Source organism: Nostoc sp. (assembly GCF_036917515.1).
Classification (GTDB): Bacteria; Cyanobacteriota; Cyanobacteriia; order Cyanobacteriales; family Nostocaceae; genus Nostoc.
On the sequence record NZ_JBALDE010000209.1, the window covers coordinates 1 to 17,290 of the forward strand.

Consider the following 17,290-nt stretch of genomic DNA (forward strand, 5'->3'; position numbering starts at 1 on the left):
TTCTAGCTGATATATCCCTGACATTGTTCATCCTTCATCTGGTTTATTCTTATTCTCTCATCTGTAGTCCAATTTTAGAGAATTGGTATAACTTGCGCATTTCGGCTGGTTATGTCTTTGGTAAAGTTGATGACCGGGATTTCTCAGGAACACGTTCTGCTGGTGGGGCGTATTTAGGCTTTACGGTTAAGCTCAACGATTTGTTTGACGGCTTTGGACAACAAAAACCTATAGCGCGTCAGCCACAGGAATCGGCGATGAAAGCTTTGGTGGGTAAACTTAAAGCTGCAATGAGGGAAATACAAAGACGTGAAATATAAAACGGTTATTTGTATAGATTTAGTAATGTTAAATCTCTACATCACGTCAATTTTTAACCTAGAATTTATTAATTTTAATTCTCAATATTATTGCTTTGAAAATCAGATGTTTGTTTAACTATTTAAAAGTGATCGCCAGAGTAAATCTGAATACAAATGGTAGATTATCCTCGATTTTGGGCAATCTAAAGACTGGAGATTTACTTGAGGTGAATCAGACTTAATTGATGATTAAAGTTAGGGTAATCAATATATTTTAAAAGTTATTTTATGGTGATTTACTAATGAAAAACTTAAGGCAAAATTTTCAGGCGTTGGGCTGGGGGCTGATGAGTGCAACATTAGTACTTCAACCTACCTTAGTACAAGCTCAATATATTCAGCGATCGTTCTTAAATCCCAGTTTTGAACAACCTGTTTTTAGTAATAGTTGTTACATTCAAGTGGATGAAAGTCAGATTCCCGGGTGGACAACAACCCATAGTACCAAGCAAGGTAAAGCTTCTTGTACAACTAATGGTTTCACTACATTAGGTCACATCATTGAAATTTGGACAAAAGGATTTAATGGTGGATCTGGCGCTACCTCCACAGCAACTGGTGCAGGAAATCAATTTGCGGAGTTAAATGCTGAAGAAGCTTCCGAGTTGTATCAGAATATATGCCTAATTAAAGATGAAACGATCACATTTTCTCTTCTACACCGTGGGCGGTCAAGTGCAACTGTTGCTGATGTAGCAAATTTTTTAATTGGACTATATACAGATTCAACAAAAACTATTTTTGGCACATTTTCAACAACTAGCAATGGAACAGTTACGGCACAACCAGTAGCACAGAATGGTGCAACTATTCCTCCTGTAAGTAACAATAATGCTGGAAATGGCTGGGTGCGATACACTGGCACTGTTCCTTACACTGGTGCTTCTGGCAATCGACCTGTAGGGTTTGCAGCCGTCTCCACAGGGGGCGGGAACAATACTATAGGTAACTTCCTTGATGACGTGCAATTTGCTGGTAAACCGGTGCTTGAGTTTACAGCAAGTTCTGGTGGTGCAGCAGAATCGGAAACTACCCCTACAACTAACCCCCCTAAACTCAGAATTGTTGGTTTAGTCCCAACTGGGGGGATCAGTGTTCCGATTTCTGTCTCTGGTACAGCGACTTTGGGTACAGACTATAATACGACATCAGGCACATCCACTTTTAATATCACTATTCCTGCGGGCAACTACGACGGTAGTGATGCTACTAGTGTCTTTACCATTCCTTTTACTGTCATTAATAATAACGTTCCTCAAGGTGTGAGGACAATCGTATTCACCATACAAACTTCATCTAGTTTTTTCGCCAGTTCAACAACGGCTTGTGGTAGTTCCCCAACAGTCGCTTCCAACTATACGATCTATGATGATGATTTCCTCAGCGGCAAGGTTTGGGATGATGCCGACAATAGCGCTAACAATACTTTTACTAATATCAATACTGGTTCGGAAACTGGCACTAATGCAGGTGGGTTATTAAATGCTATTCTTGTGGATTCTAACAATAAAGTATTAAAAACAACAACTGTCGCCGCAAATGGTACTTATACCTTTCTTGATGTTCCCCTGAATCAAAGCAACGTTAAAATTCTCTTAAGTACAACTGCTGGCACAGTAGGTAATACTGCCCCTGCACCATCGCTTCCCTCTAACTGGGTGAATACTAGCCCATTGACGACGGCTAGTTTTAATACTGGCACAAACATCTCTAGTAAGGACTTTGGGATTGAGCAGTTACCTGATACTAATAACGTCACTGCATCTTCACAAACAAATCCAGGGGGAACCAATAAATCGCAAGTACCCACCCTATCAGCTACTGACCCTGAAGATGGCAACTTTAATATTGGCAAAAGTTTCAAGATTACTAGTCTGCCAACAAATGGGATACTTTATTACAATAACGTAGCTGTGACAGCGAACCAAGTCATTAACAATTACGATCCAACTCAGCTCACATTAGATCCAAATGATGGTGCAATAACGGTTACATTTACAGTAGCAGGTGTAGATGCAGCAGGCAAAGAAGATCCCACACCTGCTACTGTAACTATGCCATTCACAGCTGGCAAACCCAAGCTACTTTTAGTTAAACGGATCACGCGTATCAATAACCAAAATTTAAACGACATTGTAGATGGTCGTAGTGACGTTCCTACCAGTGCTGCCAATTATGTGTCATCTCTCTATGACACTGATGATGATAGCGATAAACCATGGCCACTTGGTTACTTGCGGGGATTGATTAATGCTGGCATAGTCAAACTAGGAGACGAATTAGAATACACTATATATTTTCTTTCCAATGGTCTTGGTAGTGCAACTAATGTGAAATTCTGTGACTTAGTTCCGACTAATGTTAATTTTATTCCGACTGCTTTTAATGGTATGGCTCCTACTGATGGTGGCTTGCCAGGAGCGGATCGAGGTATTGCCCTAGCTATTGGTTCTACTACACCTACGCTTTATCTCACTAATGTAGCAGATAGCGATCGCGGGCGTTTTTATACAGCTAACGACTCAGCCACACCATCCTACTGTGGTACTAACACCAATGGAGCAGTAGTGGTCAATATTACAGTCCCAAGTTTTCCCAATCTACCCGCAGCCACTGGATCAGGCACACCAGCTAATTCTTATGGTTTTGTCCGCTTCCGCGCTAAGGTGAAATAGTTTTAACCACCGCTAACTAGTGAAATTAACGCCATTAGGATAGTTCAGGCTGTTCGGTAACGAGGCGATCGCAGCTTGTTCGTCAAAGTATCTCAGTTTTGCAAAAATATTTTTTGAATAATCCGAAAAGCAGCAATTTCATATAATTCAATTGCTTGAGGAACTGAAAGAAAAATCAAGATAATGGGCATTGGACATTGGGCATGGAGCATTGGGCATTGAGAAGAGACAAGGTAGACAAGGAAGAGGGGGAAGATAAGAAGAGAAGTCACCAGCGCCGACTTCCGGCGTTGGCTAGCAAGAACCGTAGGTATCAAAACTTCAAAGAGAGACTTGTTCAATAATTCCTCCTTGTCCCCTTGTCTCCTTGTCCCCTTGTCCCTTTGGCTCCTCTACTCCCCTGCTTCTCACTGCTTAACTCTCTTTTATGACAATCCCAACTCTTCTGGAAAACCGAGCATGATGTTGAGGTTTTGGACTGCGGCTCCTGATGCGCCTTTACCCAGATTGTCAAGACGAGCAACTAATAAGACTTCTTTGGTAGTGTCATTCGCAAATACAAAAACCTGAACAATATTAGTATCGTTCAGTGCGATCGCATCCAGAAATGTTCCGTTTCTCAGTAGAGTCGAATCTTGGAATGGAGCAACCTGCACGAACTTTTCAGTTTGGTAGTAATCAGCGATCGCTTGATGAATAACCTCACCTGATGGTGGATTATCCAAAGTCCCCAGTGGTAAAGGTATCTGTACCAGCATCCCTTGCTCAAAATCTCCCACGGCTGGTACGAACAGCGGTGGTGATGCTAACCCTGAATACTGATGCATTTCTTTGACGTGCTTATGTCCAAACTGCAAACTGTAGATACCATAAGGGTGTAGTGATTCTGTCCCGGCTTGCTGTTCGTGGAAGGTATGATACTGTTTAATGAGATTCTTTCCGCCACCAGAGTAACCTGACACTGCATTAACGGTGATCGGAAAGTTACTATTTAGGAGTCCTTTGGCAATCAACGGACGGATACAAGCTAAAAATCCTGTGGGATAACAGCCCGGATTGCTGACAAATTGGGCGCTGGCGATTTTCTCTCGCTGTCCTGGATTTAGTTCAGGAAAACCATATACCCAGTCTTTAGCTGTGCGATGGGCAGTACTAGCATCAAGGATCTTAACTTTAGTATTACTGACTAAGCTAACAGCTTCGCGGGCTGCATCATCAGGCAGGCAGAGAATGATAACATCAACAGCATTGATTAGTTTAGTTCGCTCAGTTGCATCTTTACGTTTAGATGCTTCAATGCTAACTAACTCGATGTCATCCCGATGGTTCAGGCGTGAGTAAATTTGTAAGCCTGTGGTTCCTGATTCCCCATCAATAAAAATCTTCGGTTTAGTAGTCATGCGCTTCTTATATGTAAGTGATATTTTGACTGATTAATACTTACTTGACTTCTGCTAAATAGATATATCCAGAAATTAAATATCTGTGATCTAAAACCCTTGTAGAGCCGTAGCAGTGCTATGTCTCTATTTTTTCACTAGATGTCTAATGAATTATAAAAGCAAGAGTTATTTTAACGATCAATTTTGGAATGAAATTAACCTGCTTTCACCATCCACACCAAAAAGCTCAGAATTAGTTCGATAGGAGGAAGAGAGTAATCCATTAAATCAATTGTGACTGTTTGTCCCTCTAGTTTCAGAAATCGCCATTGGGTTCCACTGCTCACAGTACCGTACACTGTTGTTAAGGGTTGTTCTCTGGCTTGATTGAATCGCTGTGCAGCTACCATTTCTGCAATGCATTGTCCCAACCCAGATTTTAAATCTGATTTTTTCGCTTCAACAATGACAATTGCAGGTGCTTCCACCGTTAATTGTTCAGGTGAACGGCAAAGTAGGAAGTCACATACACCGTTGAGTCCAATACTCACATCAACGTTAAATTCTTCCCCTGAAAACACGCTAATTGTGGAATTGAAGATGCGTCGCACTTCCAGCAATATAGGATTAATTATCGCCTCTGAACGAGCTTTTTCTGTATCTACTGCGATCGCCCACGGTAAATCTTCCAAAATACCTTGCAGCCTGAAACTTAGAGTAATGGGTTCAATTGAGTCTGGAAAAAAGCGGACTCCTTCCACAGTATTCAGGTGAAAATCTTGTTTTACTCGGTCAATGTTGAATTGACTGTAGAGCATGATAAATCAATACTCCATCAATTTGCTTGATTGTAATAGTATTTGTTCCTTCACCTTCCCCCTTTCATGCTAATAATTTTCGCTTTAACTCGTTTTTGGATCGGCTACTCCTCCCAAGCCAGAGTACGTTTCACTGCCTTTTGCCAAGTACCAAAGTTGGACAAGGGGAAATCACTCTTTGGCTCAAACACACGCTCAATTTGCCGTTGTTTCACCAGTGCTTCATAGCTCTCCCAAAATCCTACAGCTAAACCTGCCGCAAATGCTGCACCCTGAACGGTCGTATCACGCATTATCGGACGTTCAATTGGAATACCTAAAACATTAGCTTGAAACTGCATCAAAAAGTTATTCTCGCAAGCACCACCATCTACGGTTAATCGCCCAACTGGAGTACTGCAAGATGCGTTTATCGCCTGCACTACTTCCAGAACTTGATAAGCGATCGCTTCTAGAACAGCGCGAACTAGATGCTCTGGTTGTACACTGGCGGTAATGCCGAAAAAAGCTCCTCTGGCGCTCATATCCCAGTACGGTGCGCCCAATCCGCTAAATGCAGGTATAAAGTAGACTCCGCCATTATCTTTTACCTGATTGGCCATCGCTTCGGTTTCAGCAGCAGTTTTAATCAACTTCAGGCGATCGCGCAACCATTGAACACAAGCGCCACTAGTAAACATACTGCCTTCTAAAGCATAGCCGACATTTAAAGTATCCTTTGGATTTACTTGTGTCCATGCCACTGTAGAAAGGAGTTGGTGGTGCGATCGCACAATTTGAGCACTTGTATGAGCAACCAAAAAGCTACCAGTTCCGTAAGTACATTTCATCAAGCCGGGGCGATCGCAGCCATGACCAAATAGAGCCGCTTGCTGATCTCCTAAGATGGCTGTAATGGGTATTTCAGCACCCAACAAAGTTGCATCAGTAACTCCAAATACTCCTAAACTCGGTTGAATCTGAGGCAAAATGTGAGCCGGAATCTGAAACAGATCCAGCAAAATCTCATCCCATTCACAGGTTTTGAGATTCATCAACATTGTACGACTGGCGTTGCTGTGGTCAGTAGCATGGACTTTCCTACCTGTAAGGTTCCACAACACCCAGCTATCAATAGTACCTGCTAAGACATTGTTTAGATCAATATCAGTACAATTGTCTAATAGCCATCTGAGCTTGGTAGCAGAAAAGTAGGCATCAATAATTAATCCGGTGCGATCGTAAATTTCTTCAGCGTAGCCTTGTTCTTGTAACTGGTGGCAAAGGGGAGCAGTGCGGCGATCTTGCCAGACGATCGCTTTATGGAGTGGTTTACCAGTAGTTTTGTCCCAAATCAAACAGGTTTCGCGCTGTACAGTTAGTCCCAAAGCTGCGATCGCTGATGGCGCAATCTGGGCATTTTCAATTGCGGTTTGCATCACCCAACAGGTATCTTGCCAGATTTGTTGAGGGTCATGTTCTAACCATCCTGGCTGAGGATAATACTGAGTTAGTTCTTTATATGCCTGTCCAACAATCTTGCCGTCTGCGTTAAATACAAAGGCGCGGTTGCCTGTTGTACCTAAATCCAGTGCTAAGATGTAGCCCGATGATGGAGTTTTTTTACCAAGTGTGTGCATAGCCGCTTTTAATGCTACGTAGGCATAGTCCGCCATAGGTATCACGATTTTAAAAATACGCGTTCAATCAGATATACATTATTTTAGGTATATTTGGAATTTCCTGTTTGTATAACACTAGGATTTGACGCAAAGCTATACTTCGTACAGCATTTCATTAATTTATAGCGAATTAAATTTGGCAATACCTTGCAATGCTAATGCACCAGCTTACATTGTTAATGCGTCAGTTTACATTGTTAATGCAGTGGCTGCTTTGTTAATGCGTCGGCTTACATTGTTAATGCAGTGGCTGCCTTATTAATGTGTCGGCTTACATTGTTAATGCGCCAGCTTGTATTGTTAATGTGTTCCCCTGCATTAATAATGCTACGCTTTTACGCCAAACTGTACTTAGCAAGATGGTATTAATGTCCGCCTCAAAGTAGGTTGGGTTGAGGAACGAAACCCAATATTTTATCCGTTGGGTTTCACTACCATATTCCTATGGGTAAGCAAACTACAACACAACCTACATTGATAAATTTTATTACAAGTAATCACCCTAACTTGATATCAAAACTATGGATTTCAAAATAGATGTAGTTTAAAAGTTAAAACCATCGAAATACAACGAAACTTTCCCATGTTAAAACCTAATCAAAATCAAAATGCACTACTAGCTCTGTTGTTACTTGTGCCAGCTCCAAGCATTGGTATTGCAACTCAACTGTATATTCTGCCTGGATTCCCAGGACATTTAGTGGCTTTATTATCTAAAATCTGGTTATTAATACTACCCATTATTTGGTTGTTATTTATCGATAAAGAGAATTTAAAACTTGAATATCCTAAAATACGCGATTTATTAATTGGAGTTGGACTAGGGCTATTAATGCTAGGCATCATCTTGATTGTTTATTGGCTGCTGAGTGCAAAATGGATAGATGTTGAATATGTTCGCGATCGAGCAACACAAGTTGGATTGAACAGTTTTGCGATTTACTTAGTAGGTTCAGGATATTGGATATTTATCAACTCTTTGCTTGAGGAATTTGTCTGGCGTTGGTTTGTCTATCGTAAATGTGAAATTTTGGTATCAAGTCCTTTAGCTGTAGTACTATCTGCACTGTTTTTTACGATTCATCACGTTATTGGTTTGGCAGCTTACTTCGACTGGCGTGCGACAACATTATGCTCATTGGGGGTGTTTCTAGCAGGAGCAATTTGGTCATGGTGCTACTTAAATTATTGCTCAATCTGGCCTGGATACATCAGCCATGTTTTTGCAGATATAGCAATTTTCCTGATTGGCTGGCAACTTATCTTTGCTTAACAAACATGTCATCAAACTATAGCGAACTAACTAATCAAAATTTCTCAAGATAATGTGTTTTTTAAAATCGTAACTGATTATACCTTGTTCTTGTAATTTACTCATCAATCGTGTGATTGTTACTCTGGTAGTACAACAGGCGCTAGCAATATCTTCGTGAGTAAAGCGAACACTTAGGCGAGTTCCCTCTGGTACAGTTTCACCCACTTCTCGTTTCAAAAGTTGTAATAGATGGTGCAAGCGTTCTTGTACTCGTCGTCTTCCACAAAGGGCTAAAAAAGATTCTGTTTGCTGTAACCGCTGATTAATTTTTGGTAAAAGCGTATGGCTAAGTTTTGGAGAAGCTGCTATCTCTACCGCGTAAATTGACACCAGATCAACATCAGCGAGAGCTGTTGCTTGGTAAATGCTTAAAGATGTCAAACTAGAACCAAAAACCATTCTTGCTGTTGCCAATCCGATCAGTACTTCTTCGCCCGTTTCACAATAGGTACTAAGTTTGACTAAACCTTGAGAAACATACCAAATTACTAATGGGTTAAGGGGAATAGTTTCTCCTTTAGTATATTTATGTAGGGGGCGATTGTTGAAGATGTTACTGTCATCTTTAACTATTGCTGATTCTAAGTGCTGACGCTCAGTAATATTACGCAACAGCCAACGCAGAGAAATTGCCTTATTTTGGTGATTGCGGACAACTGCGACTGTCAATGCTGCATCAAAGAACTCGCCATAACGTTGTTGCAAACGTACCAATAACTCTCTAGCTCTATCTGATTGCGATAGCTGTATCAGTTCGTAACGAACTTGCTGACGTTCTTCTAGAGGGATAAAGTTAACTATTGGTTTGCCTACTAAAAAATGCTTTGAAACATTGAGCAACTTAGCTGCGGTAAGGTTAGCTTCTTGGATGATTCCTTCTGTATTAGTCACTAAATAACCGTCTGGGGCCAACTCAAATAAATCTTGGTAGTGGTGGCGTTCTGCTTCTAGCCAATTCCGTGTTTTTACTAGTTCCTCATTTTGCTGATAAAGTTCCTCCGCCGCTAACTGTGCTATCTTTGAGGTGTTAAAGAGTTCCTTAAAAGCTTCCGGCAACAGATCGGGGGAAATCCAAGGTAGTACACTAGCAGTTTGGTATAAATCTGCTAAACGCTTGTGCAATATTTCTGTACGTTGGATAAATTTTTCTATGTTCACCTTAAATAACCGCTAGTTGCTAGCAGAAGTTTGACTAGACTAATAAGCCAGTCAAAATGATGACTAGCAAAGAGCAAATACCACAGTTGGAAGACCCTACATCTCAACCTTAATTTCTAACTATTATTGTATTGTTGAACCTGCTTTGTCATTCCCCCAATGAATGATTTAGTACTAACTATAATTAATTGTTTCCATTGTTACTAAGAATAACCAATAAGACTTTCCCTAACTTCCGTCACAAGAATCAAGCAACTACTACTAAAGACATAAAATCTAAGTTAAGTTTGTTTGTGATTCTGAATACCTTGTCTATTAATAAAATTCACAATCAAATTATCAACTCTTTAAGAGGATGTTTTAAAAGTATTATTGCTAATACCAAAAGCTTGGAAACCTAACTCATATATCTAGAATTGAAAAGATAGATATTAATAAGTTAAAAAGTTTGTATAGAAAAGCACATATGAACTTAATAATTATCCGCCTCTTTAGTTAGAGGATAAATGAAGTAGTAAGCTGGTGTAATTTAACAATGCGTAACAGCTAATCAACGCGCAAGTTATAAGGAGTGATGGGTGAGGTGTCAATGCTATAAAATCTCGTCACTCCTTTTTACTTAAATCAGTTTATTAGCTTAACGAATGCCATCATTATCAATGGCGCTGTATGTGTCGTTGGGGAAAAGCCCTAACCAAGGGTCAGAACTAGGAGTTAAAAATAGTTGGGCGTATACTTGTTCATTGAGCGCTTCGACACTCCTTGTTTGCTTACCCTGCATAAACCATTGATCAATTTGGCTATGCAGCATATATTCACTTCTGACTGTATCTAAAGCCATTGTGGCTTCAAATTTTTTCACTATTATCGGCAAATCATCTTCTTGAGTGTTGGCAGATTGAGACTTTTTGAGCCTTTATTTTCTAACAGTAACTAAAGTTTGTAGCTAAAAACTGAAAACTAAAGCTCCAAAAGGATTTCAGCGATTGGATTCTCCCAAAGTGACAAAAGCGGTTGATGGACGATGTGTCCGCGATGGATGAAAGAAGGGTATAGCCGTAGTCACATAGGTTAGGACATAATGACAAGCATGAATGCTAGGAATAGTAATAGTTCTACCTCCTACCTCCAGCATAGCTGCCTCCTGCTATATAATTCCTGAATCTATGCAGAAAGCCCAAAAATCCTTACCCTCTGCGGTCTTGATAAGTCTTTAACCAGACATAGCTGATTAGTTCTAAATGCGATCGCTATTAGGTAAATTTTGCTGGTTGCTTGGCTGTTCACCAGATTTAAATTGAGTATATATATAGGTTACTATTGCTAAAGTCAGCCCCATAGCCAACACCACACCTACGATTCGCAAGAAATTGGGAGTAATTCTCGTAGTTAGCTGCTCACTTAGCCTTGGTTGGTAAATAGTATCATCCGTTCGTGCTTGTGGTCTGCTTTGATTAGAAGCAGGTCGTGGCTGATACAATGTCACATCTGATTGCACTGGTGGTCTACTTTGATTAGAAGCAGGTCGTGGTTGAAACAACGTCTTATCTGGTGGTACTTGTTGACCGCTTTGATTAGATCCTGGTCGTGGTTGAAACAACGTTTTGTCTGGTGGTACTTGTTGACTACTTTGATTAGATCCTGGTCGTGGTTGAAACAATGTTTTGTCTGGTGGTACTTGTTGACTACTTTGATTAGATCCTGGTCGTGGTTGATATAACGTCACATCAGGTTTGCTGGCGTTCGGATTATTCACAGGACTCTGTTGATTTTGTTCAACTGGGTTAAATGGTCTGGGAACGGTTTCGTGATTTGAACCTTGGTTCTGTCCAGCTTGAATGGGAGGAATAGTTTGCTCAGATTGGTTTTGCTTAATCGGGTTAAATGGTCTGGGAACAGTTTCGTGATTTGAGCCTTGATTGGATGCAGATGGAGGACGCAGAATCGTGTCGTCGTTCGATTGTCTGGGAACAGTTTCGTGATTTGAACCTTGATTGGATGCAGATGGAGGACGCAGAATCGTGTCGTCTTGTCTGGGAACAGTTTCGTGATTTGAACCTTGATTAGAAGAAGGTTGCGATCGCCCAGTCATCTGTCCGGGTACACTAATATTATCTGTGACAAATTTTGCAGCAGCTTGTAAAGCTTGATTCAGTTCTTCTACCGTTGCAAATCGGTTAGCTGGGTTCTTTTGGAGGCATTTCATCACCACCGCTTCCAATTGTACGGGTAAATTCTCACACCCTGGTTGCGATCGCAGTGGTTTTGGTGGCTCATAAGCATGAGCTAATACCCAAGAAGCCTCACTAACATGACTACCCTTAATGCTGATTCCAAAGGGGTCAGCTGCACTCAGCATTTCATAAAGGATAATCCCTAAGCTGTAAATATCACCTCTAGCGTCCAGGTTTTGATCGCTTTGGATTTGTTCGGGAGGTGCGTAACGAAATGTACCAATAAATGTACTAGTTATATTTGTAATATTGGAATTTTCCGAAGATTCACTACGAATTTTGGCAACACCAAAATCCAAAACCTTCACCCATTCTCCCAAATCTGTCGGTATCAAAAATATATTATCTGGTTTCAGGTCGCGATGAACTACCTGAATATGTTCAGTGGTTTTTCCGCCATCTCGTTGGAGAGTCACTCCTTGATGGGCAAGCTGTAAACCCTTACAAACTTGCGCCATAATCTTCACCGTCCGTTCAACAGACAGCCGCTTTTGACGCAGCAGTAATTGCCCAAGCGTTTGCCCCCGCAAATATTCCATGACATAAAATGGAAAACCTTCCGGGGTTACACCACAATCACTAATTTTAACTATGTGGTCACTTTGCAAAGCAGCACAAACTGCCACCTCACGCTCAAAACGCTTTCTCATTTCTTGTGATGCTACCAGCGTATCTTTGAGCAACTTCAACGCTACTTGCTGACCTACACGGGTATCCGTTGCCAGGAAGACTTCTCCCATGCCACCCCCGCCTAACCGTCTGTCTAAACGGTATCGCTGGTTATCACCTACGAAGCGACCATTCCAAGAATTTGAAGAAGGTGGGGATTTCATCTGGCGCAACCCATCCTAGTTACTTTAAGTGTTAACTTTATTCAGAGATAATACTAGTATTACAAATATGATTGCTTCATAACTTAGATGAATTTTAGTAATATATGCTACTAGTAATTATCTAATTATACTCAGCTTAACATATTAGTAACTTAAGTAATGCAATAAATTTGATAAAATGTTTAAACTTAAGACCTTTAGCAGTTGAAATTTGTTCCTGATATTTAAGTTAGCGCAAGTTCGACGAGAATCGTCTGCTTCAGTAGTGCTGAGTGACTAATGATAGTGAAATGGGAAAGCTCAAACTACGAACCTAGCATGTCAAATTTTACAGACAAGTAATTAAATTTAACACTCTTCTTAAATTACACTGCTAATTTTGACTAGTGAATCAGGAGGCTAAGATGGAAAATAACACCACAACATGGTGGATATATGGATTATTGTCAGCTGGCTTTGCAGCATTGACAACTATCTTTGCCAAAATTGGGATAGAAAATGTGAATGCTAATTTAGCAACAGCAATCCGAACTGTTGTCATTTTAGTAGTTGCTTGGGGAATTGTATTTTTTCAGGGAAACGTAGTTAATATCTTAGCTATATCCCAAAAAACCATGATTTTTTTATTATTATCTGGAGTATCTACAGGGTTATCATGGATTTTTTACTTCCAAGCTTTACAAGTAGGAAAAGCTTCCCTTGTTGCACCAATTGATAAATCAAGCTTGGTATTAGTTTTATTGTTTTCAGTCATTTTTTTGGGAGAAACATTAAATTGGAAAATTATTTTAGGAACTGGGTTAGTAGTTATAGGCAGTGTAGTTTTAATTATTTAAAATCTTAATTAAGAAGATATTTGAAAAATCCTACTGTGAAAATACATCAGATAGCTTTAAGTGGAAACTTACTTACTCTTAATAAGAGAGTTTTGACCATTTTCGAGTCTTTTTAATTGAGATAGTAGGTCAATTTATGTCGTACTGTACTAATAGTTGACAATGCGCTTTTATTTGCCGTGCTGATAGTCTTTGCTATAACAGGACTTAAAGTTTTGCAAAATATATTTTATTAATGTACTCTGGCGTACATGATTAATATGTGCTATTGCCATGAGGAATCAGGATGAGTAATGTGCTCTCTATAGCCGCAGTGACAGCAGTACTAAAAGTCTTGCTGGAAAATGGTTTAGTCAGCGATCCGATCGCTGCTAGTGTTGGTGATGTGATTGTAACTGCTCTACCGCCCGATCGAATTTCAGTTGAAGCTGACGAGCGTGCCCAAATCAACCTTTTTCTCTATCAAGTGACGCAGAATCGTAATGTCGATTGGGTATCTCAAGAATTTCGGAGCAAGCATTCAGGTATTAATGGAAACCCGCGTTCTGCGACTCCACCACTAGCTCTTGACCTTCACTACTTATTAACAGCTTACGGAGCCAAGGATTTTCAGGCAGAGCTTCTACTGGGCTATGCAATGCATTTATTACACAAAACACCAGCTATCACATCTGATATTATTGAAAATACTTTGATAAATGCATCTACAACCAATACCTCAAGTGCTTTTTCCCAAGCTGTAGCAAGTGTGTCTGTATCTGATTTAGCTGAACAAATTGGGCAGATCAAACTGACTCCAGAGTTTTTTAACATGGAAGAAACTTCTAAGTTATGGTCTGCTTTACAAACACACTATCGACCTTCAGCTACTTATTTAGCATCAATGGTATTAATTGAAAGTAGTAAATCTGACAAAGAAGAAGGTTTCTACACGATGCCCTTATCTCAACCGAATATAGAGCAAGTTATAGCTTTGACAAAAACTGAACAAATGATTGTTGCAGGTACAAAATTAGTAATTCGTGGTAAACAGTTACGCGGTGAAATCACGCGAGTTCGTTTCGGTAATACGGAGACATTACTAGTACCTCAAGAAGTAAAAGAAACGCAAATCAGTTTGGTAGTGCCGCCAGATTTATACGCAAGTGTTCAGGGTGTCCAAGTTGTACATCTAACAATGGGCAATAATGCAGGGCAAACGAATTATCTAGTTGAATCAAATGTTGCAGCTTTTGTTTTACATCCAACAATTACAGCATTCGTTACTCAAGTAGAAAATAGCGACGACAATTTATGCACGGCAGAAATTACCGTTAAATTCCAGCCCAAAGTAGGTAAGGCACAGCGGGTAGTTTTGCTACTCAATAAGGTATCAAATGAGGTATCAGATGATAGTCCGGTAGCTTACTCTTTCTTGGTTGCTCCACCAACTCAAGACACTGATGTAATCATGATTCCGGTCAAAAACGTCAAGCCAGGAACTTATATTGTTCAGGTGCGGGTAGATGGGGCCGAAAGTCCACTGCAAAAGAATCAGTTTGGGGAATATGATTCGCCACAGGTGACAATTTTATGAATGCTACGATAATTAATCACAATTGGGATGAGGCAAACTACCGCTACCTATCAGCAGCTCTAGCCGTGGTACGTGGTATTTTAAAAAATCACACGGCAAAAGAGCAAAACCAACCGGAAGAGAACAACCAAGAGCATTTACAGCAAGCATTACAGGAAACGGCTGCTGCTATGCCTGCACCATCAGCATTGGAGAGAATATGCAAAATGTTTCGCCTCTCATCCTTTGAACATGATTTGTTGCTGTTGTGTACAGGTATGGAATTAAATGGAGATTTTGCCAAATTGTGTGCTACAGTTCACGACGATTCACAACGAGCTTACCCAACTTTGGGTTTAGCTTTGGCAGCTTTACCTAACGTCCACTGGGATGCGATCGCTCCAAATGCTCCCTTACGTTATTGGCGGTTAATTCAAATTGGTGATGGTCATTCCCTAACTCTCAGTCCCTTGAGAATTGACGAGCGGATTTTACATTATCTCACGGGCATTCAATATCTTGACGAACGGCTAGCTGGTATCATTGAGCCATTACCAGAGGTTAGCGATTTAGTACCCTCGCACCAAGATTTAGCAGAGCGAGTAGCAGCAGTTTGGTCACCAGCTTACAAGGTTAATAGTTTACCAATTATTCAGTTATCTAGTGGTGAAAATGCTAGTAAACGTGCCATTGCCACCACAATTTGTCAGCTTCAGGGTTTAAGCTTGTGGGTAATGCCTGCACAAGTCATTCCTTTAGCACCTAGCGAATTGGATAATCTCATCCGCCTGTGGACTCGCGAGACGATTTTAAGTAAGAGTGCTTTACTCATAGACTGCAACGAACTGGATACTAATGATACAGCGCGGCTGAATGCGATCGCTCGTTTCATCGAACGCACAAAGGGCTTTTTAATAGTCACAAGTCGAGAACGCATCGGCTTATCACAACGCTTAGTAGTTAATTTTGATGTACATCAACCAACTAGTAAAGAACAAAGTGCAGTTTGGCAAGATGCATTAGGGGCGAGTGCATCGCAAATGAATGGGCAAGTCAAAACCTTAGTGGATCAGTTTAACCTCAGTGCTGCAACCATTCGTGCTACTTGTGCAGAAGCCGCAGGACAGTTAGCACAAACACCAGAAAGCGATATCACTAGCATTTTATGGGATGCCTGCCGTGTGCAAGCACGTCCACGCTTGGATGAACTCGCCCAACGGATTGAGCCATCTGGTGATTGGGAGGACTTAGTATTACCAGAAGCACAGAAACAAGTTCTCCGGGAAATTGCGGCTCATGTGCGCCAACGTAGTACTGTATATAATAATTGGGGTTTTGGGGGCAAAAGTGCGCGAGGATTGGGAATCAGCGCTCTATTTGCAGGTAGTAGCGGCACTGGTAAAACCTTGGGGGCAGAAGTACTGGCTCAGAAATTACGCCTCGACCTCTATCGTATTGACCTATCATCGGTAGTTAGCAAATATATTGGCGAGACAGAGAAGAATTTGCGTCGGGTATTTGATGCCGCAGAACAAGGTGGAGTGATTTTGTTATTTGATGAAGCCGACGCTTTATTTGGCAAACGGAGTGAAGTCAAAGATGCGCGCGATCGCTATGCCAATATTGAAGTTAGTTACCTATTGCAACGTATGGAAAGTTACCCAGGTCTAGCAGTCTTGACTACCAATCTGAAAAGTTCAATTGATACAGCCTTCCTGCGGCGGATTCGCTTTGTGGTGCAGTTCCCCTTCCCCGATACAATCCAACGAGCCGAAATTTGGCGACGTGTCTTTCCAGCCAAAACCCCAACCGCAGATTTAGATGCTCTAAAATTAGCACGCCTCAATGTCGCTGGGGGTAATATCCGTAACATTGCCTTAAATGCTGCTTTCCTCGCTGCCGATGCTGGGGAACCAGTGCAGATGAAACACGTATTGCGGGCGGCTCAAACAGAATATAGTAAGTTAGAGAAACCCTTGACTGATGCGGAAGTTGGCGGATGGATGTGATTTGACAATTTTGACCTTAGTAGAAAATGCTGCTAGCTAGATAAGTAGGTCGGTGTGAATATTTATCGTTGGAATGAGGCAGGAGGCAGAACAGAAGAGGGTTTGAGTCTATTTAATTTGTTTTAACATAGTTTGGTTTTTCCATATCGTTCTACTTAAGTTGTAAAATTTGTGAGCGATGTTTAAGACAGGCTGTACCTACGCCAACTACCATAGCAAACAAAATTATACCAATTTGAAAAAAGAATGCGACAGATACATATTCCCAAACCTTTGTTCTATCTGGCTCAGGACTTACGCAAAAATAACGTAATTTCGTCATTACGAGCAATAGTGTTCGCGGAGCGTCTTGTAGAGAAGTAATATCATGTCCGGATAATCGCTTACGATAGAAGTAGTGAGTGCAAAGATGACTAATGCCGAAACGAATTAGTGTAGCTACACATTTAAGT

The 17,290-nt window shown here is 40.8% G+C and carries 13 protein-coding genes and 1 pseudogene; 6 read left to right on the forward strand and 8 right to left on the reverse strand.

The genetic code is table 11. From position 1 onward, the window contains the following. Together V7K89_RS27305 and V7K89_RS27310 are read left to right on the forward strand one after the other, a co-directional pair. Positions 1-320 (forward strand): hypothetical protein (locus V7K89_RS27305; RefSeq protein WP_335192818.1); only part of this gene is annotated, 320 nt, incomplete at its 5' end. Positions 321-604: 284 nt separating this feature from the next. Next, complete coding sequence (locus tag V7K89_RS27310) at positions 605-3,037, forward strand: hypothetical protein (RefSeq protein WP_335192821.1); 2,433 nt, start codon at positions 605-607, stop codon at positions 3,035-3,037. A 425-nt stretch (positions 3,038-3,462) separates the two neighbouring features. Here the strand turns inward: V7K89_RS27310 and argC are convergent, their stop codons facing one another. The 3 genes from argC to glpK form a co-directional block, all read right to left on the reverse strand. Continuing rightward, on the reverse strand, positions 3,463-4,437 hold the full coding sequence (argC, locus tag V7K89_RS27315) for an N-acetyl-gamma-glutamyl-phosphate reductase (RefSeq protein ID WP_335192823.1): 975 nt from the start codon (positions 4,435-4,437) through the stop codon (positions 3,463-3,465). A gap of 197 nt (positions 4,438-4,634) precedes the next feature. Next, positions 4,635-5,237, reverse strand: a complete 603-nt coding sequence (locus V7K89_RS27320) for a hypothetical protein (protein WP_335192825.1) — start codon at positions 5,235-5,237, stop codon at positions 4,635-4,637. A gap of 104 nt (positions 5,238-5,341) precedes the next feature. Continuing rightward, a complete protein-coding gene (gene glpK, locus V7K89_RS27325) occupies positions 5,342-6,856 on the reverse strand; it encodes a glycerol kinase GlpK (protein WP_335192845.1) in 1,515 nt (504 codons plus the stop codon). 625 nt (positions 6,857-7,481) lie between these two features. Between glpK and V7K89_RS27330 the strand changes: the two genes are divergently transcribed. Continuing rightward, positions 7,482-8,171: a CPBP family intramembrane glutamic endopeptidase gene (locus V7K89_RS27330; protein ID WP_335192828.1), complete on the forward strand. Its 690-nt coding sequence runs from the start codon at positions 7,482-7,484 to the stop codon at positions 8,169-8,171. Positions 8,172-8,201: 30 nt separating this feature from the next. Here the strand turns inward: V7K89_RS27330 and V7K89_RS27335 are convergent, their stop codons facing one another. The 4 genes and pseudogenes from V7K89_RS27335 to V7K89_RS27350 all read right to left on the reverse strand — a co-directional run bounded on the left by V7K89_RS27335 (position 8,202) and on the right by V7K89_RS27350 (position 12,438). Further along, a complete protein-coding gene (locus V7K89_RS27335) occupies positions 8,202-9,371 on the reverse strand; it encodes a helix-turn-helix domain-containing protein (protein WP_335192830.1) in 1,170 nt (389 codons plus the stop codon). Positions 9,372-10,008: 637 nt separating this feature from the next. Further along, positions 10,009-10,287, reverse strand: a pseudogene (locus tag V7K89_RS27340) (hypothetical protein); the annotation flags it as partial. Positions 10,288-10,350: 63 nt separating this feature from the next. Continuing rightward, entirely contained in the window at positions 10,351-10,506 is a 156-nt protein-coding gene (locus V7K89_RS27345) for a hypothetical protein (RefSeq protein WP_335192832.1), read from the reverse strand. A 102-nt stretch (positions 10,507-10,608) separates the two neighbouring features. Further along, positions 10,609-12,438, reverse strand: coding sequence for a protein kinase domain-containing protein (locus V7K89_RS27350; protein WP_335192834.1), 1,830 nt, complete (start codon positions 12,436-12,438; stop codon positions 10,609-10,611). Positions 12,439-12,842: 404 nt separating this feature from the next. Here V7K89_RS27350 and V7K89_RS27355 point away from each other — a divergent pair, with 404 nt between their 5' ends. The 3 genes from V7K89_RS27355 to V7K89_RS27365 all read left to right on the forward strand — a co-directional run bounded on the left by V7K89_RS27355 (position 12,843) and on the right by V7K89_RS27365 (position 16,838). Then, positions 12,843-13,274: an EamA family transporter gene (locus V7K89_RS27355; RefSeq protein ID WP_335192836.1), complete on the forward strand. Its 432-nt coding sequence runs from the start codon at positions 12,843-12,845 to the stop codon at positions 13,272-13,274. Positions 13,275-13,560: 286 nt separating this feature from the next. Then, positions 13,561-14,850, forward strand: a complete 1,290-nt coding sequence (locus V7K89_RS27360; protein WP_335192838.1) for a DUF4255 domain-containing protein — start codon at positions 13,561-13,563, stop codon at positions 14,848-14,850. Then, positions 14,847-16,838: an ATP-binding protein gene (locus tag V7K89_RS27365; RefSeq protein WP_335192841.1), complete on the forward strand. Its 1,992-nt coding sequence runs from the start codon at positions 14,847-14,849 to the stop codon at positions 16,836-16,838. Before V7K89_RS27360 ends, V7K89_RS27365 begins: the two co-directional genes overlap by 4 nt. A 151-nt stretch (positions 16,839-16,989) precedes the next feature. Here the strand turns inward: V7K89_RS27365 and V7K89_RS27370 are convergent. Then, the coding region (locus V7K89_RS27370) for a hypothetical protein (RefSeq protein ID WP_335192843.1) at positions 16,990-17,290 on the reverse strand (301 nt) is incomplete at its 5' end.